The 19,584-nt window shown below is 69.9% G+C and carries 15 protein-coding genes and 1 pseudogene; 8 read left to right on the top strand and 8 right to left on the bottom strand.

Annotated features, from left to right (window positions below; all coding sequences use genetic code 11):
* Nucleotides 1-48: 48 nt before the first annotated feature.
* Nucleotides 49-1,260, bottom strand: coding sequence for a PucR family transcriptional regulator (locus tag FHX42_RS16925; protein WP_182545401.1), 1,212 nt, complete (start codon nucleotides 1,258-1,260; stop codon nucleotides 49-51).
* Between the two features lie 157 nt (nucleotides 1,261-1,417).
* On the opposite strand from FHX42_RS16925, the gene FHX42_RS16930 reads away from it, so the two are divergent.
* From FHX42_RS16930 to FHX42_RS26730, 4 genes are all read left to right on the top strand, one after another.
* The gene (locus tag FHX42_RS16930) at nucleotides 1,418-2,971 is read left to right on the top strand and encodes a GMC family oxidoreductase (protein WP_182545402.1); all 1,554 of its coding nucleotides are present in this window, start codon (nucleotides 1,418-1,420) and stop codon (nucleotides 2,969-2,971) included.
* Between the two features lie 58 nt (nucleotides 2,972-3,029).
* Nucleotides 3,030-5,366, top strand: a complete 2,337-nt coding sequence (locus FHX42_RS16935; protein ID WP_182545403.1) for a molybdopterin cofactor-binding domain-containing protein — start codon at nucleotides 3,030-3,032, stop codon at nucleotides 5,364-5,366.
* Nucleotides 5,367-5,377: 11 nt separating this feature from the next.
* Nucleotides 5,378-5,854 carry a (2Fe-2S)-binding protein gene (locus tag FHX42_RS16940; RefSeq protein ID WP_182545404.1) on the top strand — a complete coding sequence of 159 codons (477 nt, stop codon included), beginning with the start codon at nucleotides 5,378-5,380 and terminating at the stop codon, nucleotides 5,852-5,854.
* Between the two features lie 192 nt (nucleotides 5,855-6,046).
* Entirely contained in the window at nucleotides 6,047-6,679 is a 633-nt protein-coding gene (locus tag FHX42_RS26730; protein ID WP_235987446.1) for an acetoacetate decarboxylase family protein, read from the top strand.
* Between the two features lie 233 nt (nucleotides 6,680-6,912).
* On the opposite strand, the pseudogene FHX42_RS27850 reads toward FHX42_RS26730, so the two are convergent.
* Nucleotides 6,913-7,329 (bottom strand): annotated as a pseudogene (locus FHX42_RS27850) (Na+/H+ antiporter NhaC family protein); the annotation flags it as partial.
* A 134-nt stretch (nucleotides 7,330-7,463) separates the two neighbouring features.
* On the opposite strand from FHX42_RS27850, the gene FHX42_RS16950 reads away from it, so the two are divergent.
* The gene (locus tag FHX42_RS16950; protein WP_182545405.1) at nucleotides 7,464-7,754 is read left to right on the top strand and encodes a hypothetical protein; all 291 of its coding nucleotides are present in this window, start codon (nucleotides 7,464-7,466) and stop codon (nucleotides 7,752-7,754) included.
* An 80-nt stretch (nucleotides 7,755-7,834) separates the two neighbouring features.
* Here the strand turns inward: FHX42_RS16950 and FHX42_RS16955 are convergent, their stop codons facing one another.
* From FHX42_RS16955 to FHX42_RS16975, 5 genes are read right to left on the bottom strand one after another with little or no spacing between them, the layout of a single operon-like run.
* Nucleotides 7,835-9,244: a rhamnulokinase gene (locus FHX42_RS16955; RefSeq protein WP_182545406.1), complete on the bottom strand. Its 1,410-nt coding sequence runs from the start codon at nucleotides 9,242-9,244 to the stop codon at nucleotides 7,835-7,837.
* A 13-nt stretch (nucleotides 9,245-9,257) separates the two neighbouring features.
* The gene (locus FHX42_RS16960) at nucleotides 9,258-11,306 is read right to left on the bottom strand and encodes a bifunctional aldolase/short-chain dehydrogenase (protein ID WP_328796304.1); all 2,049 of its coding nucleotides are present in this window, start codon (nucleotides 11,304-11,306) and stop codon (nucleotides 9,258-9,260) included.
* Nucleotides 11,307-11,335: 29 nt separating this feature from the next.
* Nucleotides 11,336-12,511, bottom strand: coding sequence for an L-rhamnose isomerase (rhaI, locus tag FHX42_RS16965; RefSeq protein WP_182545408.1), 1,176 nt, complete (start codon nucleotides 12,509-12,511; stop codon nucleotides 11,336-11,338).
* Nucleotides 12,508-12,873, bottom strand: a complete 366-nt coding sequence (locus FHX42_RS16970; RefSeq protein WP_182545409.1) for an L-rhamnose mutarotase — start codon at nucleotides 12,871-12,873, stop codon at nucleotides 12,508-12,510. Before FHX42_RS16970 ends, rhaI begins: the two co-directional genes overlap by 4 nt.
* Complete coding sequence (locus tag FHX42_RS16975) at nucleotides 12,870-14,174, bottom strand: MFS transporter (RefSeq protein WP_182545410.1); 1,305 nt, start codon at nucleotides 14,172-14,174, stop codon at nucleotides 12,870-12,872. The genes FHX42_RS16970 and FHX42_RS16975 overlap by 4 nt, the downstream gene beginning before the upstream one ends.
* Before the next feature lie 645 nt (nucleotides 14,175-14,819).
* On the opposite strand from FHX42_RS16975, the gene FHX42_RS16980 reads away from it, so the two are divergent.
* Both FHX42_RS16980 and FHX42_RS16985 read left to right on the top strand, forming a co-directional pair.
* Nucleotides 14,820-14,990: a hypothetical protein gene (locus tag FHX42_RS16980; protein ID WP_182545411.1), complete on the top strand. Its 171-nt coding sequence runs from the start codon at nucleotides 14,820-14,822 to the stop codon at nucleotides 14,988-14,990.
* A gap of 163 nt (nucleotides 14,991-15,153) precedes the next feature.
* The gene (locus FHX42_RS16985; protein ID WP_182545412.1) at nucleotides 15,154-15,321 is read left to right on the top strand and encodes a hypothetical protein; all 168 of its coding nucleotides are present in this window, start codon (nucleotides 15,154-15,156) and stop codon (nucleotides 15,319-15,321) included.
* A 135-nt stretch (nucleotides 15,322-15,456) separates the two neighbouring features.
* On the opposite strand, the gene FHX42_RS26735 is transcribed toward FHX42_RS16985, so the two are convergent.
* Nucleotides 15,457-15,954: a hypothetical protein gene (locus FHX42_RS26735; protein ID WP_235987447.1), complete on the bottom strand. Its 498-nt coding sequence runs from the start codon at nucleotides 15,952-15,954 to the stop codon at nucleotides 15,457-15,459.
* A 459-nt stretch (nucleotides 15,955-16,413) separates the two neighbouring features.
* Here FHX42_RS26735 and FHX42_RS16995 point away from each other — a divergent pair, with 459 nt between their 5' ends.
* On the top strand, nucleotides 16,414-19,557 hold the full coding sequence (locus FHX42_RS16995) for an amidohydrolase family protein (protein ID WP_182545413.1): 3,144 nt from the start codon (nucleotides 16,414-16,416) through the stop codon (nucleotides 19,555-19,557).
* The last annotated feature ends 27 nt before the right edge of the window (nucleotides 19,558-19,584 follow it).

Consider the following 19,584-nt stretch of genomic DNA (forward strand, 5'->3'; position numbering starts at 1 on the left):
TTGTGCGCTGATCAGCCCGCCCGGGCACCGCTCGCTCCGAGATTCGGCTCAGCTCGGGAGAGTCGCTCGCACTCCGTCGTCGTTGCCCAGGCGCGCTGCCTGCAGGGCGAGGCAGAGTTCGCCGGCGGAGTACGCGTCGGTGGCCTGCCGACCGGTCAGCGCGGCGATGCGGTTGAGTCGATACAGGACGGTGTTGCGGTGGCAGTGCAGGTGTTCTGCCGCCCGGGTGGTCGACCCGCCGGTGCTGAACCAGGTGTCCAACGTTTCCAGCAGGACGCTCTGCTCCGCCTCCGGCAGCGTGCGCAGCGAGCCGAATATGGTGCGCGTCGCTTCCGCCGCGGTATCGGGTGAGGCCGCTACGAGCAGGGCGATCGGTGAACTGCCGTAGGTGTGGGCGTCCTGCTTGCCCGGCGGCAGGCACCGCACCGCCAGCTGGGCTTCCTGCCGTGCGGCCGAGGTGTGCACGGGGGAGGTGAACGGACGGCTGATGCCGATCCGGGACACCGCGCCCTCGGCGAGTCGGTCGCGCGCCGATATGACCGCGCGCTCGTTCGGCAGCGCGAGCAGGCCCATCCTCGTGCCGGTTTCCAGGACCCATTCGCAGCCGATGCCGACGGCTCGCAACCGCGCCTCCACGGTAGGTACCGGTTCGGCGTCGTCACCGGTCTCGGCGCACACGACCAGGAACGGGCCGCCCACCCGGTCCAGCCGCAGGACCCGCACGATCTCCCACGCACCGGCACTGTTCCCGACGCTGCCGTCGAGCAGCGTCGTGAGCATCGTGCTCCGGGCGGTGGCATCGCGACGGGTTTGCTCCTCGACCGTGGCCCGGTAGGCCTCGGCGGCGGCGCTGGAGTACTCGTCGATCACCACCCACACGTCGGAGGCCATGCCCAGCAGCACGGTGGCACTGTCCTCTTCCACGGCCAGCGCGACCAGCCGGTCCCAGATGAACCTCCCGGCGAGCCGGTACGCGTGCAGCAGCGCGGCGAGCGGAATGCCCTCCTCGGCCTTCAGGCGCCCCGCTATGCGGGGTGCTTCCAGGGAGAGCGGTCGCTCGCCGTGCAGTGCTGCGAGCAACGTCCGGAGGTTGTCGTGCACGGTGGTGCGCAGCTGCTCGTGGCTCAGCGTGCCCTCGGTGTAGGCGTGCTCGTCGGTGAGGATCTCGGCGGTCAGCTCGTCGACCAGCGAGTCCACCGAGCTCATCAGGCGGCCGACCAGCGTGGCGACGCACTCGTCGGCGTTCAGCTGTGTCGCCATCAACGCAGAGCGTACGGCCCGTGCGGGCTGAGCATAAGCCCTCGGATTGTGCCCGTGCACAACGAGAGGGGTGGTTTTTCCTCGCCACCGCCTATGTCCGGAGCCACGCTTCCGCTGTGACGATGCACACAATCTGCGCCGGATCGGAGGAGATCGGATGAGCACTTACGACTACGTCGTCGTCGGGGCGGGCTCGGCGGGCTGCGTGCTGGCGGCGAGGCTGTCCGAGAACCCGGACGTCCGGGTGATGCTGGTCGAGGCCGGTGGTCCCGACACCGCGCAGGAGATCCACGTCCCCGCCGCGTTCAACCAGCAGTTCAAGAGCGATCTCGACTGGGACCTCGATTCCGAACCGGAACCCGGTCTCGGCGGGCGCCGTGCCTACCTGCCCAGGGGAAAGGTGTTCGGCGGCTGCAGCTCGATGAACGCGATGATCTACATGCGCGGGAACCGGGCCGACTACGACGACTGGGCCGCCGCCGGCGCCACCGGCTGGTCCTACTCGGAGGTCCTGCCGTACTTCCGGCGGTCCGAGGACAACCAGCGCGGTGCGGACGACTTTCACGGCGTGGGCGGACCGTTGACGGTCGGCGACAGCAGGTCCGACCATCCGCTGTCCGCGGCGTTCGTCGACGCCGCCGTGCAGGCCGGGCACAAGCGCAACGCCGACTTCAACGGCGAGTCCCAGCTCGGTGTCGGGATGTACCAGGTGACCCAGCGCGACGGCATGCGCTGCAGCACGTCCGGTGCCTACCTGCACCCCGCGCTGGACCGGCCGAACCTCACCGTGCTGTCCTCGGCACAGGTCCACCGGGTCGTCGTCGAGGACCATCGTGCCGTCGGGGTCGAGATCGCCCGGGGCGGCGCGATCGAAGAGGTCCGCGCCGAGCGCGAAGTGATCCTCTCCGCGGGCGCCTACGAATCCCCGAAACTGCTGATGCTGTCCGGGATCGGGCCGGCCGCGGCGCTGTCGGCGTTCGGCATCGACGTGGTGCGCGACCTCCCGGTGGGCCAGGGGCTGCAGGACCACTACATGACACTGCTGAACTTCCGCACCGACGTCGAGTCCCTGATGACGGCGGCGAGCGCGGAGAACGCGGCCCTGCTCGAGAACGAGAGGAGGGGGCCGCTGACGTCCAACATCGGCGAGGCCGGCGGCTTCTTCCACAGCCGATCCGGCCTGCGTGCCCCGGACGCGCAGTTCCACATGGCTCCGGTGCTGTTCCACCAGGAAGGACTCGGTGCCCCGACCGAACACGGCCTGGCCTTCGGTCCGTGCGTTCTCGCGCCGACCAGCCGAGGGCAGGTGGCGCTGCGCTCCGCGCGGCCGGACGCCGCGCCCCGGATCGTGCACAACTACCTGACCACGAGCGAGGACCGGGACTGCATCGTCAGCGGCATCCGCAACGCGCTGGAGATCGCCGAGCAGGACGCGGCGACCTCCGTGATCACCGGCCCGTTCGACGTCCCCTCCTCGGACTCCGACGCGGACATCCTCGCCTGGGCGAGGCGGTCCGGGATGACGCTGTTCCACCCGACGTCGACCTGCGCCATCGGGTCGGTGGTCGACCCCGAGCTGCGCGTGCTCGGAACGGCGGGCCTGCGGGTCGTCGACGCGTCGGTGTTCCCGTCCGTGCCGAGGGGCAACACCAACGCGCCCACCATCATGGCCGCGGAGCGGGCGGCCGACCTGCTTCGGGAAGCCATGTGATGACGGCGCCACTTCGGCCGACCACCGCCCGTTCGGGCAGGGCGAAAGGACTTTCTTGATGAACCACCCTCGTTCACCCCACGTCGAACCCGGCTCGGGAACCGTGGAACGCCGCCGGTTCCTCGGGTACCTGCTCGCCGGCCCCACCCTGGTCGCCGCGGCGCAGCTGGGCGTGGAGCCGACAAGGGCGGCGGCCGCGGTCCCGTCGGTACCGGAGCCGTCCGAGGTCTACGACCTCAACGACCTGCTGACCCTGGCCGCGACACCGACGTCCAACCTGATCGCGGTCGCCGTCCATCCCGACGGCACGGCCTCGTTCGACATGCCGCGGGCGGAATCCGGTCAGGGCATCACCACCGTGGCGGCGATGCTGATCGCCGAGGAGCTGGACCTGCCCCTGGACAGGATCAACGTGACCCTCGCCGACGCGCGGCCCGAGTTGGTGTGGAACCAGCTCACCGGCGGGTCGAACACCACCATCGCCATGTACGCGCCGATCCGGGTCGCCGCCGCGATCGCCCGGGGCCGGCTGCTGAAGGCGGCGGCGATGAAGCTCGACGAGACCGTGACCCGGTTGACCCCCCACCTCGGAGTCGTCCGGGCGCCGGACGGCAGGACGGTCGACTACGGCGAGCTGGCGGAGGCCGCCGCGGGGCGGGAAACCGAGCAGCTCGAGACCGAGCTGAAGCCGGAGTCGGAGTTCCGGGTCATCGGGACACCGCGCAACCGGACCGACGCGCTGGAGGCGGTGACCGGGCGCAAGAAGTACGCCATGGACCTCGACGTCGCGGACGCGCTGCCCACGATGGTGTGCCGCCCGCCGACCATCAAGGGCACGGTCGGGTCCGTGAACAACGCGGCCGAGGTGCGGCGGATGCCGGGCATCACGGACGTGGTGGCGATCTCGACCGGCGTGGCGGTGCGGGGACGGACGTTCGGGCAGTGCGTCACCGCCATCCGGGCGCTGGACGTCTCCTGGGGCCCGGGCACCGTGGACGGAATGTCCGACGAGGACGTCCTGGCCGACATCAGGAAGGCCGAGATCCCGCTGGCGGTGCCCGATGTGGACCCGCTGGCCGAGACGGTCGAGGGCGAGTTCACCTTCCACTTCCGCAACAACGCCGCTCTCGAACCGCAGACCGCGGTGGCCGACGTGCGCTCCGACAGCGCCGAGGTGTGGGCGCCGCTGCAGTCGCCGATCCTGTGCCAGGAACTGGTCGCCGAGCAGCTCGGCCTTCCCGTCGACGCGGTCACGGTGCACGTGGAGCAGGCCGGTGGTGCGTTCGGGCGGCGCTTCTTCAGCGATCCCGTGATCGAGGCCGTCGAGGTCTCGCGGAAGACGGGCAAACGAGTCAAGCTGATGTGGCACCGCGTCGACGAGTGCCGGCAGGGACGCACGCATCCGATGTGCACCTCGCGGATCAGGGCGAGCTTGCTGGGCGACGAGGTGCTGACGTTCGAGCAGCGCCACACCAGCGTGGCCACCGACTACACCATGGGGTTCGGTGAGGTCATCACGGCCATGGCCGGGAAGATCCCGCCGCTGGGCCAGGGCAACGAGCTCGTCTACTCGGACACCATCTTCCTGACGACCGTGAACGTGCCGTACAAGTTCGGGGCCGTCACGCAGCTGCTCAACGAGATCTACGAGTACGACACCTTCCCCAGCGGCAGTAACCGAAACCTGGTCAACCCCGACGTGCGCACCGCCCAGGAGCTGATCGTCGATCGGATCGCCGCGAAGACGGGAAAGGACCCCTACCGGTTCCGCAGGGAGTTCGTCGACGACGAGCGGGTGCTCGCGGTGCTGGACAAGGTCGCCGAGGTCGGCGACTGGGGACGGGAGATGCCGGCGAACACCGCGCAGGGCATCACCGTGCACAAGGAGTACAAGGGAGCGATCGCCACGCTCGTGGAGATCGACTGCAGCCCGGAGACGGTGAACCGCGAGATCCGCAACGCGGTGACCGGTCCACGAGTGACCAAGGCGGTCATCGCGGTGGACACGGGGTTCGCGGTCAATCCGCGCGGGCTGGAAGCCCAGATGCAGGGCGGCCTCATGGACGGCATCGCACAGGCGCTGACCTCGAGCCTGCACCTGCGCGACGGCGTGTTCCTGGAGGGCAGCTGGGACGACTACTTCTACACCCGGCAGTGGAACGCTCCCCTCGACGTGCAGGTCGTCGTCATGCCCCCGACGACGGGTGAGCCGGGCGGGGCCGGCGAGCTCGGCGTGCCGTCGGCCATGGCCTCCGTCGCCTGCGCCTACGCCCGCGCGACGGGGACGATGCCCACCAGCTTTCCCATCAACCACGACGCGCTCGGCTTCGCCCCGAAGCCGACCGTGCCACCGCTGCCGGCCTCACCCACCAACGGCCTGAAGTACGCGTACTGAAGGAGATCCCCGTGCCCGAACACACCTTCACGCTCAACGGCGAGCAGGTCACAGTGGACGTCGACGGCGACGTCCGGCTGCTGTGGGCGATCCGCGACCTCCTCGGCGTCACCGGCCCGAAGTACGGCTGCGGCATCAACGTCTGCAAGGCGTGCACGTGTCACATCAACGGCAAGGCCTTCAACCCGTGCTCGGTGCGAGTGGCCGACGTGGGCCCCGACGACGAGATCACCACCATCGAGGGGCTGCCCACGACCGTGGGCGAGGACCTGCACCCGATGCAGCAGGCCTGGCTCGACCACGACGTCGCGCAGTGCGGCTACTGCCAGCCCGGGCAGATCATGGCCGCTGTCGCCAAGGTCCGCCAGGCCAGAGCGGAAGGCCACGAGGTCCGGGACGAGGACCTGGACGAGATCCGCAACATCTGCCGCTGCGGCACCTACAACCGCATCCGGGATGCCATTCGCTCCGGAGCCGAACACATGTGACCGCGCGTGCGCAGTGCCTCGATCACGGTGTCTGCTCGGCGCGCTCCAGGACGGTCAGCCGGCGGCGGCAACACCGGGACGTTTCGCAACGACAGCGTTCCACACCGTTCGGACGCGGTCGGCGTATTCTGCGGGAGCGCGAACCCGCCGGAGGCACCGTGGTCTTCGGCTGCCTGGTGATCTGGAGCGGAGATGTCCTACCCGCCGCAACCCTGGCGGTTGTGCGGTGAGCTGTCGGTGTCCCTGTGGCGGCTGCCGAAGCGGTTGCTTCCCGCTGTTCCGGCGGGGCTGTCACCGGTACTGCTGGGGAACGCGGGCATCGTCGGCACCGCCTGGGTCCTCTACCGGGCCGGCAGCGTGCTGGAGTACAACGAGCTGCTTGCGGCTGTGCTCGTACGGCGAGGACTCCGGTTCCGCGCGTGCGTCACCCACATCTGGGTGGACAGCGAGGCCTCCCGCCAGGGCGGTCGCGAGCTGTGGGGCATTCCCAAGGAAAGGGCTGCGTTCGAGGTCGCGGCCGTGGAGCCGTTGCGGATCGAGGCGCGTGGGATCGCTTCGGCGACCGTGGCCGACCGGCTGACGCTGCCGAAGGAGTGGTCGCTGGGTTACCGGATCGCGCAGTCGATGGCCGGTGGCGTCGTGGAAAGTCGGGTGCGGGTGCGCGGTCGCGCTGCCGTGCGCACCGCGTCGTGGCACCCGGACCCGCACGGCCCGCTGGGATGGCTCCACGGCCGTCGCCCCTTTCTCAGTGCAGCGATGCACGACTTCACGATGCGGTTCGGCGCGGAATCCCCGGCCGGAGCTGGGTCCGGGGAGGGATCCTGAGCGCGGTCGTCATCCTGCCCCCCTCGTGACTCGACAGGCCCGCGAGGACTTCTTTTTCGTCGACCACGAGCGAGCTGTCCGGTACTCCCGACCGGTTGGTTCTGGTCATGGTATCGGCTTTTCGGGTTTGTCGACGTCTCACCGGACGGTTCCCGTCTCTTCGGTCGTGCGCATCCCGAAGTTGCCCGTGACGGGGCGATGAAAGCGACCAGGGCGGAAAACGCGAAACCGCTCCAGTTGAACACGGCCCACGGCAGGAACGCGAAGTTCGAAACTCCGAGAGCGGTCGCGAAGAACACGCCGGACACCGTCCACGGCATCAGCACTTCCGTGATCGTGACGGAGTCCTCCATGGTTCGGGACAGGTCGACCGGGTGGAGCTTGTTCCTCCTGAAGGACTCGCCGTGCACGTCCTTCACCAAGAAGTAGGTGATCAGTGCGTTCGACGTGGCGCTGACGATGGCGAACCCGCTGGCGAGGGTCGTGAAGACGAGCGTCCCGCTGGACTTCAGCGCCCGTATCACCTGTTTCAGCAACGTGTTCAGGACGTTCGAGACCTCCAGCGAGGAGGTGAAGAAGAAAGCGCAGAACACGAAGAAGGTCGGTTCGTACATCGAGTACAGCCCGCCCCTGTCCAGCAGCTCGCTGAGCTCCTTCGCCGCGTACGTCGTCGCTGCCGCGTGCGAGGAAGCGGGGTGGAGCGGTTACGCCACGGATCCGTTGCTGCGGCGGTGGGGCGTACTCGGGGGCGGTGTCCTGAGCGGCGTGGTCTGGGCAGCCCGGCATGTCGTGCCGTGGCTGCAAGTCCGCGATCCGGCCTGGGTGGTCTGGCAGTGCCCTGTTCACGGTCGCCGCGCGCGACGTCAACGTGTGGCTCTACAGCAGCACCGGCGACAGCGTGCTCGCGGCGACCTTGTTCCACGCCGTGATCAACGTGAGTTGCTCGGCGTTTCCGGGCAACGGCTCGTCCTACGATCCGGTCTTCCTCGCTGCGATCATGGTGTTCGTGGCCGTAGCGGTAACCGCGGTACCGACCGGGTGGGCGAGACAGCCGATGTGGCAACGAGGACCGTAGAACACCCGCAGGAGCCCTCGAGCGGAATTCGCGTTCGAGGGCTCCTGCGGTTCCGGTGGTTGACTCGGTAGGTGCGGGGATCAGGGGTTGTAGCGCCGAAGCTCGCTCGTGCGGCGTACCAGGTCCCGCATCGCTTCCAGGCTCCCGGTGAACAGCCCCGCGGTACGGGCCTGCACGAGGATGTTGCCGGATGCGGTGGCCTCGACCGGCCCCGAGATCACCGTTCGCCCCGTGCGCTCGGCCGTCAGCCGACACAGCAGCGTGTTCTGACACCCGCCACCGACGACGTGCACCGTGGATATCGATCGGCCGGTGAGCCGTTCCAGCTGGTCGACGGAAGCCGCGTACGCCTCGGCGATGCTTTCCAGCACGCAGCGCACGAACTCGCCGCGGGTTCCCGGAACCGGCTGGTCGTGCTCGGTCAGCCACTCCGCGATGCGGGCGGGCATGTCGCCGGGTGGCAGGAAACGCGGGTCGTCCGCGTCGAAGACCGGGACCCGTTCGGTCGGGACCTCGGCCGCTTCGGCCAGCAGTGGTTCCAGGCTGACCGAGGGGTCGGTTCTGCTCCAGTGCGCGACCGACTCGGTCAGCAGCCACAGTCCCATCACGTTGTGCAGGTAGCGGATCCGGCCGTCGATCCCGCGCTCGTTGGTGAAGTTCGCGGCCCGGCCCCGCTCGGACAGCACCGGCCGGTCCGTCTCGACCCCGACCAGCGACCAGGTGCCGCAGGAGATGTAGGCGAACTCCTCGTCCGCGGCGGGGACCGCCACCACCGCGGAGGCGGTGTCGTGCGAGCCGACCGCGGTGACCGGCAGTGAAGCGCCGAGCTCCGCGGCGACGTCATCGGTCACCGCACCGATCCGCTCTCCCGGTGAGATCAGCGGTGGCAGCAGCTCCGGTTTCAGCCCGAGCCGGTCCAGCAGTTCCGCCGACCACTCGCCGGTGCGCACGTCGAGCAACCCCGTGGTGGAGGCGTTCGTGCGCTCGGCGACCTGCTCACCGGTGAGCCAGTAGGCGAACAGGTCCGGCAGCAGCAGCAGCCGGTCGGCGAGCTCCAACATCCCCGTTCGCCGCTCGGCGGCCAGCTGGAAGGTGGTGTTGAACGGCAGGTGCTGCAAGCCGTTCAGCTCGTACAGTTCGTCCGGCCCGACGACCTCGTGCACGTCCGGCACCGCCGCGGCGTTGCGGTCGTCGCGGTAGTGGTGTGGCATCCCGAGCACCCGGCCACCGCGCAGCAGCGCGTAGTCCACCGCCCACGAATCCACCGCCACGCCCGCGAGCCCGGACTCCTCGCGCACGGCCTGCGCGATGCCCGCGCACATCTCGCGGTACAGCTCCAGGACGTTCCAGTGCAGCCCGTCGCGAGTGCGCACCGGTCGGTTCGGGAACCGGTGCGCGGTGCGTATCCGCAGCTCGTCGGGCCCGACGCGGCCGACCACGACACGCCCGCCGGAGGCGCCGAGGTCGACCGCGGCGAGGGCCTCGTTCATCACCCGGCTCCCTTCAGCGCAGGAACGCCGCGGCGACACCGGCGTCCACCGGTACGTGCAGGCCCGTCGTGTGCGTGAGGTCCCCGCCGAGCAGGGCGAAAACCGCGTTCGCGACGTTCTCCGGCAGCACCTCCCGCTTGAGCAGCGTGCGCTGCGCGTAGAACGAGCCGAGCTCCTCCTCCTTGACCCCGTAGACCTTGGCGCGCTGGGCGCCCCAGCCGCCGGCGAAGATCCCGCTTCCGCGCACCACGCCGTCCGGATTGACCCCGTTCACCCGGATCGCGTGCTCGCCCAGCTCAGCGGCCAGCAGCCGAACCTGGTGCGCCTGATCGGCCTTGGTGGCCGAGTAGGCGATGTTGTTCGGCCCGGCGAACACGCTGTTCTTGGACACGATGTAGACGATGTCGCCGCCGAGTTCCTGGTCGATGAAGACCTCGGCGGCCGTGCGGCTGACCAGGAACGAGCCCTTGGCCATCACGTCGTGCTGCGTGTCCCAGTCGGCTGCGGTGGTTTCCAGCAGCGGTTTCGACAGCGACAGCCCGGCGTTGTTGACCACCACGTCGAGCCCGCCGAAGGCGAGCACGGCCGCACCGACCGCGGCGGTGATGTCGTCCTCGCTGGTCACGTTCGCGCCCACGCCGACGGCGACGTCGGTCGAGCCGATCTCGGCGGCGGCTTCGCGCGCCTCGTCGCCGTCGAGGTCGACGAGCACGACGTTCGCGCCGTCGCGGGCCAGCCGCGTGGCGGTGGCCTTGCCGATACCGGAGGCCGCGCCGGTGACCAGGGCGACCTTGGTGGCCAGCGGCTTGGGCGCGGGGCGGCGCCGCAGCTTGGCCTCCTCCAGGGCCCAGTACTCGATGCGGAACTTCTCGCGCTCGTCGATGGGCGAGTAGCGGGAGAGGGACTCGGCGCCGCGCATCACGTTGATCGCGTTGACGTAGAACTCCCCGGCGACGCGGGCGGTCTGCTTGTCGCCGCCGTAGCTGAACATGCCCACGCCCGGGATCAGCACGATCGCCGGGTCCGCTCCGCGCATGGCGGGGGAGTCGGAGTCGGCGTGCCGCTGGTAGTAGGCCGCGTAGTCGTCCCGGTACTGCTCGTGCAGCTGCTTGAGCCGTTCGACCGACTCCTCGACCGAAGCGGTGCTCGGCAGGTCGAGCACGAGCGGCTTGACCTTGGTGCGCAGGAAGTGGTCGGGGCAGCTGGTGCCGAGCTCGGCCAGCCTGGCGTGCTCGGAGCGGGCCAGGAAGTCCAGCACCTCCGGTGCGTCGGTGAAGTGCCCGACCTGCCGCTTGTCGGTGCTCACCAGACCGCGCAGCACCGGCGCGAGCGCGGCCGCCTTCTCCCGCCGCTGCTCATCCGGCAACGGTTCGTACCCGTCGAGGACCGCTCCGAAGGGTTCCGACTTGCCGTGCTCGGCGATGTGGTCGGCAGCGGTGTCGATGATCCACAGCGAGTTGCGCTCGCACTCCTCGCTGGTCGCGCCCCAGGCGGTGATGCCGTGCCCGCCGAGGATCGTGCCGATCGCCTCCGGGTGCGCGCGCTTGATCGCGGCGATGTCCTCGCCGAGCTGCCAGCCGGGACGCCGCCACGGCACCCACACCACCTTCTCCCCGAAGATCTCGCGGGTGAGCTCCGGACCGTCGGCGGCGGTGGCGATCGCGATACCGCTGTCCGGGTGCAGGTGGTCGACGTGGTCGGCCTCCACGAGCCCGTGCATCGCGGTGTCGATCGACGGCGCCGCCCCGCCCCTGCCGTGCAGGGTGTGGTCGAACGCCGCGACCATCTCGTCCTCGCGGTCCACACCCGGGTACACGTTGGACAGGGCGCGCAGCCTGTCCAGGCGGAGCACGGCGAGTCCCTGCTCGGTGAGGGTTCCCAGGTCACCACCCGAGCCCTTCACCCACAGCAGGTCCACCGGCTCGGCGGTGACGGGATCGGTGTCCCGCCCCTTGGCCGAGGTGTTGCCGCCGGCGTAGTTGGTGTTCTTCGGCTCGGCTCCCAGCCGGTTGCTCCGAGCGACCAGTTCCTGCTCGACGGCACCGGAATTCGCGTTGCCCACTGCGTTTCCCTCTCCTGCTCGGTTGCTCATCAGGCTCCCCACCCGGCCTGCGCACCGCCGACGCGCTGCTCGGCGAGGTACTGCTGGTGCCCGGATTCGGCGTAGGCGCGCAGCGGTTCGGCGGGCAGCCCGCGCGATGCGCGCCACTGCGCCAGGTCCGGTCGCACGTCGGTCTGGAAGGCGTCCATCAGCACGGCGTTCGCGCCGAGCACGTCGTGCTCGGACTGCGCCTTCTCGAGTGCCGCGCGGTCGACCAGCAGCGCGCGTGCGGTCATCTCCTGCACGTTGAGCACCGAGCGGATCTGACCGGGGATCTTCTCCTCGACGTTGTGGCACTGGTCGAGCATGAAGCGCACCGGGGACCCCTCGTCGAGTCCGCCACCCGCGACGACTTCGTGCATGATGCGGAACAGCTGGAACGGGTCGGCCGCCCCGACGATCAGGTCGTCGTCGGCGTAGAAGCGCGAGTTGAAGTCGAACGAGCCGAGCTTGCCCAACCGCAGCAGCTGCATGACGATGAACTCGATGTTCGTGCCCGGCGCGTGGTGGCCGGTGTCCAGGCAGGTGAAGGCCCGGTCGCCGAGCGCGCTGACCTGCGCGTACGAGGTGCCCCAGTCGGGCACGTCGGTGTGGTAGAAGGCCGGTTCGAAGAACTTGTACTCGAGCACGAGCCGCTGGTGCTCGTCCAGCCTGTCGTAGATCTCGGCCAGCGACTCGGCGAGCCGGTCCTGGCGCGCCCGCAGCGAGCCCTGGCCGGGGTAGTTCGTCCCGTCGGCCAGCCAGATCTTCAGATCCGTCGAACCGGTGGCGCGCATGATGTCGAGGCACCGGAAGTGGTGGTCGACGGCCTTGCGCCGCACCGCCGGGTCGGAGTGGGTGAGGCTGCCGAACTTGTAGTCCTCGTCCTGGAACGTGTTCGAGTTGACCGTGCCCAGCTGCACGCCGAGCTCCTCCGCGTACGCCTTGAGCGCGGTGAAGTCCTCCACGTGGTCCCACGGGATGTGCAGCGCCACGGTCGGCGCGAGCCCGGTCAGCTCGTGCACCTTGGCGGCGTCGGCGATCTTCTCGTGCGGTGTGCGCGGGGTGCCGGGCGTGCCGAACACCTTGAACCGGGTGCCGGAGTTGCCGAACGCCCAGCTGGGCAGCTCGATGGATTGGCGAGCGAGGGTTTCGGTGATCTCGCCGAAACGGCCCGGAGCGGTCATCGTTCTCCTTCGTTCGGATCGGACTCGCCGATGTTGGCGAGCTGGTCTTCGAGGTGGAAGACCTCTTCGAGGACCGTGGCCGTCTGGTCGGCACGGCCGCTCCGGCCGACGAAGAGGTCGGCCATGTGTTCCTCCCAGACCGCGGCCACCCGTGATGCCGCGAGGTGGGCGTCCGAGCGGGTCACGGAGTCCGTCTCGTAGTAGCCGATCAGCAGGCCGTCCGGGCGGAGGAACAGCGAGTAGTCGCGCCGTCCCGAGGCTTCGAGCTCGCGCAGCATCTCGGGCCACACGGCCGCGTGGCGGCGCCTGTACTCGTCGATGCGGTCGGGGTCGACCTGCAGCTGGAAGCACACGCGGGTCATGAGGTCACCACCGCCTCGTCAGCGGTCGTGGTGGCCCCGTAGCGCTCCTCCTCGATTTGCTGCAGGCTCCTGCCCCGGGTACGTGGTGTCCACACTGTACCGATGAGCAGGGAGGCGGCCAGCAGTCCGAGGATGAGCAGACCGAGCCCCTTCAGCCCGATCTGCGCCAGCAGTACCGGGAACCAGACGCTGAGCAACCCGACGAGCACTCGGGCGGCCAGGAACAGCACTCCCTGCGCGCTGGCGCGGTAGCGCGTCGCGAACAGCTCGCTGGTCCACAGCCCGTAGAACGCCTGCGCGCCGACACCCATGGACAGGCCCCAGCCGATCGCGAAGAACAGCATGGTGAAGGCGCTGGGCGGGGCGTAGATCAACGCGGCCCAGGCGAGGAAGCCGAGCGCCGCGCTGGAGCAGTACAGCCACCGACGGCTCATCCGGTCGGCGAGCAGCATGAACCCGAGGTAGGTGGCCACGCTGGTGCAGCCCCACATGAGGACCTGCAGCAGGTACTGCTCGGTCACCGAGGTGACGCCCGCCGCTTCGTACACGCGCGGCTGGAAGATCCCGGACTGGCCGGCCACGGTGTTCCACAGGGCGTAGACGCCGAACAGGAACAGCAGCGCGGTGAGGTTGGCCTTCTTGGTGAACAGGCCGCGCAGGCTGCTGAGGAAGGAGGGGCGCTCGCCCGGGACCTCGTTCCTGCTGCGCCAGATCTCGGATTCCGGCAGGCCCCGCCGCACCCACCACGTCACGGCGGCGACCAGGAACAGGTGCGCGAAGATCAGTCGGCTGCCGAGCAGTCCGATCGGGGCGACGACGACCGCCAGCAGGTAGCCGATCATCGGCCCGATCGACCAGGCCAGCTGGGCGGTGCCGACGTGCGCCGCCCGCTGGTGCGGTGGGGCCTCCTCGGCGATGTAGGTCCACGACGCGGTCACTCCGGCACCGACGGCGATGCCGGTCAGCACGAAGGCGGTCAGCAGCATCCCGTAGGACGTGGCGAACACCGCCAACAACACGCCCACCATGTACAGCAGCAGGTCGTAGGTGTAGATGAACTTCCTGCCGTAGCGGTCGCACAGCGGACCGCCGATGGCCGCTCCCGCCGCGGCCCCGAACGCGTTGGCGCTCAGTGAGGCGAGGAGTCCGACCGCCAGGTTGTCCAGGCCGAACCGTTCCTGCCACAAGCTGAGGCTCGTGGCGATCGCGATGATCGACCCGGCCTCGATGTAGTTCGACATGGCCACGGCGATCGTTGCCCGCCACCCTGTCGTGCGTTTGCTGCCGAACCGGACTCCCATCGGACCTCCTGTCCATCGGCCTTGGTGCCACGGGCTCCGGTTGCTGGACCCGCAAAATGTAAATCGTTTCAAAGTGATGCTCACCATAGCGGCCGTCGTGACTGCGAACAAGACCGTGCGCGACACTCGTGCGACCGGGGCGGATCGCAACCACGTGTCGGTGGCGCGCACTGGGAGCCGCTGCTGATCTCGTCGAGAGCACCCGCGGCGCGGACTGGGGCGATAACTCGGGTGACGGAGCCTGGCCGGGGTTCGCCTTCAGGGCGTGTCACTGCTGCGAATGCCCGAGCGTGAGGAGCATCCCTGTGCCCAGCTAGTCTTCAGGTGTGGGGCTCCGGCCGTCCCGCCGAGGTGCCCGGCGGGACCGCGTTCTGCCCCGATGGGCAAGACCCGACCGGGAGTGGGGGGCGTTTGTGCGGCGTCATTCGTTTCGCGTCGGCTCGCGGGGCCGCTAGCATGCCGGGTGGCCGAGGGGCCGTCGCCAATCACCACGGCGGCCGCCGAGGCGGGTAAAACGTTTTACTCGGGCAGAGGAGAGACGAGGTCGTGCTCGAACCGAGGGAGGCTAGGGTGCCAGCTGGGTCCCGGGTGAGGACGAGGGCATGGCCGTTCCGGAGATCGAGTGGAGCACGTGCCTCCGGGCCGGTGCCGGGGGAGGCGAGTCCGGACGAGGGGACTCTGACCGGGCCGGACGCGGCCGTGCTGGAGTTGCTGGAACAGCACACGGCGACTGCGGGGCGGTGCTGGTTCGGCGTGTGGGACGGCTACGGCTGGGAAGCGGTGTCGCGTGCTCTCGGCCCGCGGGCACCGCGGTGACGGAGCAGCCGGACCTGCCTGGTGGGACATCGCAGCGGCTGCCCGACCGGTTGAGCGATCCGGTTCCGGAGTGGGTGGCCGAGGCGGTCGGGACTGCCGTGGCGGAGCTGGTGGAGCACGGTGTGGCGACGGTGACGGCCCGTGGGGCACCGTGCGGGCCAGCTTGCGACGCCCTGCACCGGGAAAGCCGGGATGGCTGAACCTCGGCTCCGAGAGCGTCAACGGGTCCACGGGCGGCGGCACCATCGTCGAGCGGGCCTCCGAGGAGGAGCTGCGCGGCAGGACTTCATCCGGACTCGTCGAAGTGGTCACCGAATTCGTCGACCAATGATGTTCGGTGACGGCGTTCCGGCCGCGAGTTCGGGCGCCGTTGCCGTCGGGGCGGGCTCCGGGGGCCGGGCACGAGCTCGGGGAAGGGGACCGTTCCAGCCTTGAACAACGGGACGGTCCCTCTCCCACGTCCGGGTCAGCTGACCGGATTCGTGATGGTGCCGGCTCGCAGGGGGCCGTCGACGCCGCCGCGGACCCAGCCGATGTGGATCGGGGTGGTGTCGCCGGGCAGGGTGAAGCTGACCGAGGTGGCTCGGGCCGGCCCGTTGGTCTTGGGGCCGCTGAGGTACACGGCGGCCGGTTGGCCCGCGGCCACGACGACTTGTTCGCCGGTGCCCGGTTCGGGCGTGTCGACGGGCATGGGCAGTGCGCCGCTGGGGCCGTAGAAGATCATGTTCTGGGGTGCGCCGCCGGCCAGGCAGGTCGTACCGGGGGTGGCTCGGATGGTGAGCTCGTAGAGCCGTTCCTGGGCGACCGGGGCGGGTAGCTCGGTGGTCGAGACGGTCACGTCGTCGGCGCCGCACCGGGGCGGTGCGGCCTGTGCCGGGACTGCTGCGAGCACGCTGAGCCCGGTCACTGCCGCTGCGGTGAGGGCGACCGCGGCCCCGTTGCGCTTCGTGGGCTTGGTGTCCATCATGGTGCTCCTTCCTCGTGGCTTTTTCTGCTCCGGCAGACGCGCGGAACCCTCGGGATGCGTCGCGAGCACCAAGAGTGCGATTGATCTCCGGGGCGCAACCTGATCGTGCCTCGGACGTCGGTGGATCTTCTCGCCGCTTTTCGGCTCTCGTCGAAAAACCGGAACGGGATCGTGCGGAGAAAGCAGGTCACGGCGCTGAGTCCACTTGCGGCGGCCCGCCGGGGATGACCGGCGAGTGCGTCGTGGGGTCGTATCCGCCGGCACAGCCGCGTCACCGTATCGGCCGTACCACCAGCAGCGGAGTGTCTGCTATTCCTGACCGTGCCCCCGCGGTCACAGTACGAGCTGTCGGGGTGAGGACTCCGTACGCTGCTTCTCCCGGCGTAGCCACGGCAGCGTCGCCCGCGTCCGTGCAGGATGACGAGCATGTCGAGTTCGAGGACGGACGGTGATTCGATGGGTACCGAGTCCGCGCGGCAGCCTGACCAGGAAGCTGGCTCAGCAGCTGCTCTCAGCCGGCGAAAGGTGCTGCAAGCGGGTGCCGGGGCGGTGACGTGCGCGCTGGCCTCATCCGGCGGGACGGGTTCGGTGCTCGCCGAGCCTCGCCTCGGGGGTTCCTCCGGGGACGAGTCGGTGGGGGTGCGGTTGACGGCGGGTACGAACCTGTGTGCAGCGCCGGCGCCGGAGGGCTCTCGGGTCGCCTTCGACGTGGTGAACGCGATCTGGGTGGCCGGTGCCTCGGGGGAACCGGCCCGCAGGCTCACCGACCAGCTGCAGGACGCCACGCAGCCGGACTGGTCCCCGGACGGCCGCAGGCTGGTGTTCCAGTCCTACCAGGACGGTCGTTTCCACCTCTGGGTGATCGGTGTGGACGGACAGGGGTTGCGGCAGCTGACGGAGGGCGGTTGGGATCACCGGGAACCGCGGTTCTCGCCGGACGGTCGCCTGATCGCGTTCAGCTCGGACCGGTCGAACGCCGGGTACCAAATTTTCACCCTGGAGGTGGACACGGGACGGATCTCCCGAGTGACCACCGCACAGCAGGACGTCCGGACGCCGAGCTGGTCCCCGGACGGGAGCGCGCTGATCTACCTCGCGGGTGGGGCGGCGATCGAGCGGGTGCAGCTGGCCAGCGGCGCGGTGCGGCGGCTGGTGGAGGAGGACCCGGCGAGCACCACGCTGTTCGGCCCGAGCCTCGCGCCGGACGGGACGAGCGTGGGCTACGTGCACCGGACCGGCTCCCGCTCGGATCTGATGGTCGATCAGCGAACGGTCACCGAGGGCGAGGACGTGTTCGGGTTCGCTCCCCGGTGGCTGTCGGCGGGAGAACTGCTGTACACCGCGGACGGACGGATCCGACGGCGCCGGCTGGACGGAGGCAGCGACGAGGTGCCGTTCACCGCGAGAGTGCCGGTGCGCACGGAACGCTCCTACCCGCGGCGGCGTCCGGGCGTGCGGGGGAACCGGGTACTGGGCATCGCCGGCCCCGTGTGCTCCCGGGACGGCACGCGGGTGGCGTTCCGCGCGCTGAACTCGGTGTGGGTGATGGTCCTCGGGCAGGAACCCCGCAAACTGGTCGACGACGGTTACTTCGCCTCCGACCCCGATTTCTCCCCGGACGGGCGCCGGGTGGTGTACGTGTCGGACCGGGGCGGCACCGCCGACCTGTGGCTGCGGGAACTGGACTCCGGCGCGGAACACCGGATCACCGACGTCGAGGGTGCCCAGCTGGCCCCGCGGTTCTCCCCGGACGGCACGCGGATCGCTTACCAGGATCAGGACGGGGCGACGTGGGTGGCCGAGCCGGGAAGCGGTCGGACGCGGCAGGTGGCCCCGCCGCTGTTCCAGCCGGGACGGCCGGACTGGTCCCCGGACGGGCGAGTGCTGGTGCTGGCCGCGGTGAAACCGTACAGCCGGCGCTTCCGGGAAGGCACCAGTCAGATCCTGCGGGTCGAGCTGGATTCCGGTGCGTTGCACTACACCGAGCCGCTGCCGTTCCGGTCGATCAGCACCCGCGGGGACGACGGCCCGGTGTGGTCACCGGACGGTGCGCACCTGGCGTTTTCACTGGAGTCGCGGGCGTGGGTGGTGCCGGTGGACGCACTCGGCCGGTTCACCGGACCGCCGCGGCGGGTGACCGACGAGCTGACCGACTCGTTGGCCTGGCGGGACGCCGAACACCTGCTGTTCCTCAACGGTGGTCACCTGCGGTCGGTGCACATCGGCACCGGGCGGACCAGCACGATCCCCCTGCGGCTGCGGTGGTCCCCGGCGCGGACCGAACAGCACCGAGCAGTGCATGTCGGTGCCCTGTGGGACGGGCACGCGAACACGCTGCGACGGGGCGTGGACATCGTGCTCGCGCACGACCGCATCGCGGCCGTACTGCCGCACCGGCCCGGGCGGCCCACGTTGGAGGCGGGCGAGCTGACCGCGATCCCCGGGCTGATCGACGCGCACAACCACTGGCACCTGCGGGGCCGCCAGTGGGGCGACCGGCAGGGGCGCGCGTGGTTGGCCTACGGCATCACCACGACCCGGTCACCGGGGGACCCCGCTTACCAGATGCAGGAGACCCGGGAGGCGCTGGCCTCGGGCGCACGGGTCGGACCGCGCTACTACGCCACCGGCGAAGCCATCGACGGCAGCCGCGTCTACTACAACTTCATGCGACCCACGCTCAGCGCTCAGCAGCTGCGCCTGGAGATGGAGCGGGCGTCGAAACTGGGGTACGACCTGATCAAGACGTACGTGCGGCTGCCCGCGTCGCTGCAGCGGGAGGCCGTCGCGCTCGCCCACGAGCTGGGAGTTCCCCTGACCTCGCACTACCTGTATCCGGCCGCCGACATCGGCGTGGACGGGATGGAGCACACCGGCGCCACCAACCGGCTCGGCTACTCGCACACCGTCAGCGAGCTCGGCAACGCCTACCAGGACGTGATCGACCTGTTCACCACCAGCGGCATGTCGATCACCCCGACCCTGTTCAGCTCGGCCGCGCTGTACGCGTTCGACCGCTCCCTCGTCGAGGACCGGCGTACCGCGGCGCTGTTCCCGCCGTGGGAGTACGAGAGCCTGCTCGCCAAGGTCGAACAGGCCACCGGACCCGAGGGGGAGGTCTGGCGCGCCGAGCTCGCGAACAAGGTGACCATGCTGCTGCGCATCCACCGCGGTGGGGGGTTCGTCATCGCCGGAACGGACGCGCCGCTGGACGACGTCGCCCTCTCCCTGCACATGAACATGCGCGCGATGGTGCGCCACGGCTTCACCCCCCACGAAGCGCTGACCGTCGCCACCCGCAACCCGGCCCGCTGGCTCGGGCTCGGGGAGGAACTCGGTCACGTCCGTCCCGGCGCCTACGCCGATCTCGCCCTCGTCTCCGGAAACCCGCTGAACGACATCACCGCCGCGGCCGCGGTCCACACCACCATCAGGGGAGGCCGGGTGTACACCGGCGAACAGCTCCTGCACCCGTTCACCTCGCCCTCGGCGGACCGACCCGCGCACGTCCGGGGCGTTCACCGGGCCGAGCCCGAACGCGACCCGGCCCTGTGGTGGCACGAGCCCGAACGGGCGCGCCTCCTCTGCTGCGGGACCTGACTCACGGTCTCTTGCCGGTGGGGCGCT

The organism is Halosaccharopolyspora lacisalsi, assembly GCF_014137975.1.
GTDB lineage: Bacteria > Actinomycetota > Actinomycetes > Mycobacteriales > Pseudonocardiaceae > Halosaccharopolyspora > Halosaccharopolyspora lacisalsi.

What these genes read in the sequence shown, in the direction of transcription:
- FHX42_RS16975 (WP_182545410.1), bottom strand. Translation starts at nt 14,174, where the DNA reads ATGGGAGTCCGGTTCGGCAGCAAACGCACGACAGGGTGGCGGGCAACG.
- FHX42_RS16995 (WP_182545413.1), top strand. Translation starts at nt 16,414, where the DNA reads ATGGGTACCGAGTCCGCGCGGCAGCCTGACCAGGAAGCTGGCTCAGCA.
- FHX42_RS16930 (WP_182545402.1), top strand. Translation starts at nt 1,418, where the DNA reads ATGAGCACTTACGACTACGTCGTCGTCGGGGCGGGCTCGGCGGGCTGC.
- FHX42_RS16955 (WP_182545406.1), bottom strand. Translation starts at nt 9,244, where the DNA reads ATGAACGAGGCCCTCGCCGCGGTCGACCTCGGCGCCTCCGGCGGGCGT.
- FHX42_RS16935 (WP_182545403.1), top strand. Translation starts at nt 3,030, where the DNA reads ATGAACCACCCTCGTTCACCCCACGTCGAACCCGGCTCGGGAACCGTG.
- FHX42_RS16950 (WP_182545405.1), top strand. Translation starts at nt 7,464, where the DNA reads ATGTCGTGCCGTGGCTGCAAGTCCGCGATCCGGCCTGGGTGGTCTGGC.
- FHX42_RS16970 (WP_182545409.1), bottom strand. Translation starts at nt 12,873, where the DNA reads ATGACCCGCGTGTGCTTCCAGCTGCAGGTCGACCCCGACCGCATCGAC.
- FHX42_RS16925 (WP_182545401.1), bottom strand. Translation starts at nt 1,260, where the DNA reads ATGGCGACACAGCTGAACGCCGACGAGTGCGTCGCCACGCTGGTCGGC.
- rhaI (WP_182545408.1), bottom strand. Translation starts at nt 12,511, where the DNA reads ATGACCGCTCCGGGCCGTTTCGGCGAGATCACCGAAACCCTCGCTCGC.
- FHX42_RS26735 (WP_235987447.1), bottom strand. Translation starts at nt 15,954, where the DNA reads ATGGACACCAAGCCCACGAAGCGCAACGGGGCCGCGGTCGCCCTCACC.
- FHX42_RS26730 (WP_235987446.1), top strand. Translation starts at nt 6,047, where the DNA reads ATGTCCTACCCGCCGCAACCCTGGCGGTTGTGCGGTGAGCTGTCGGTG.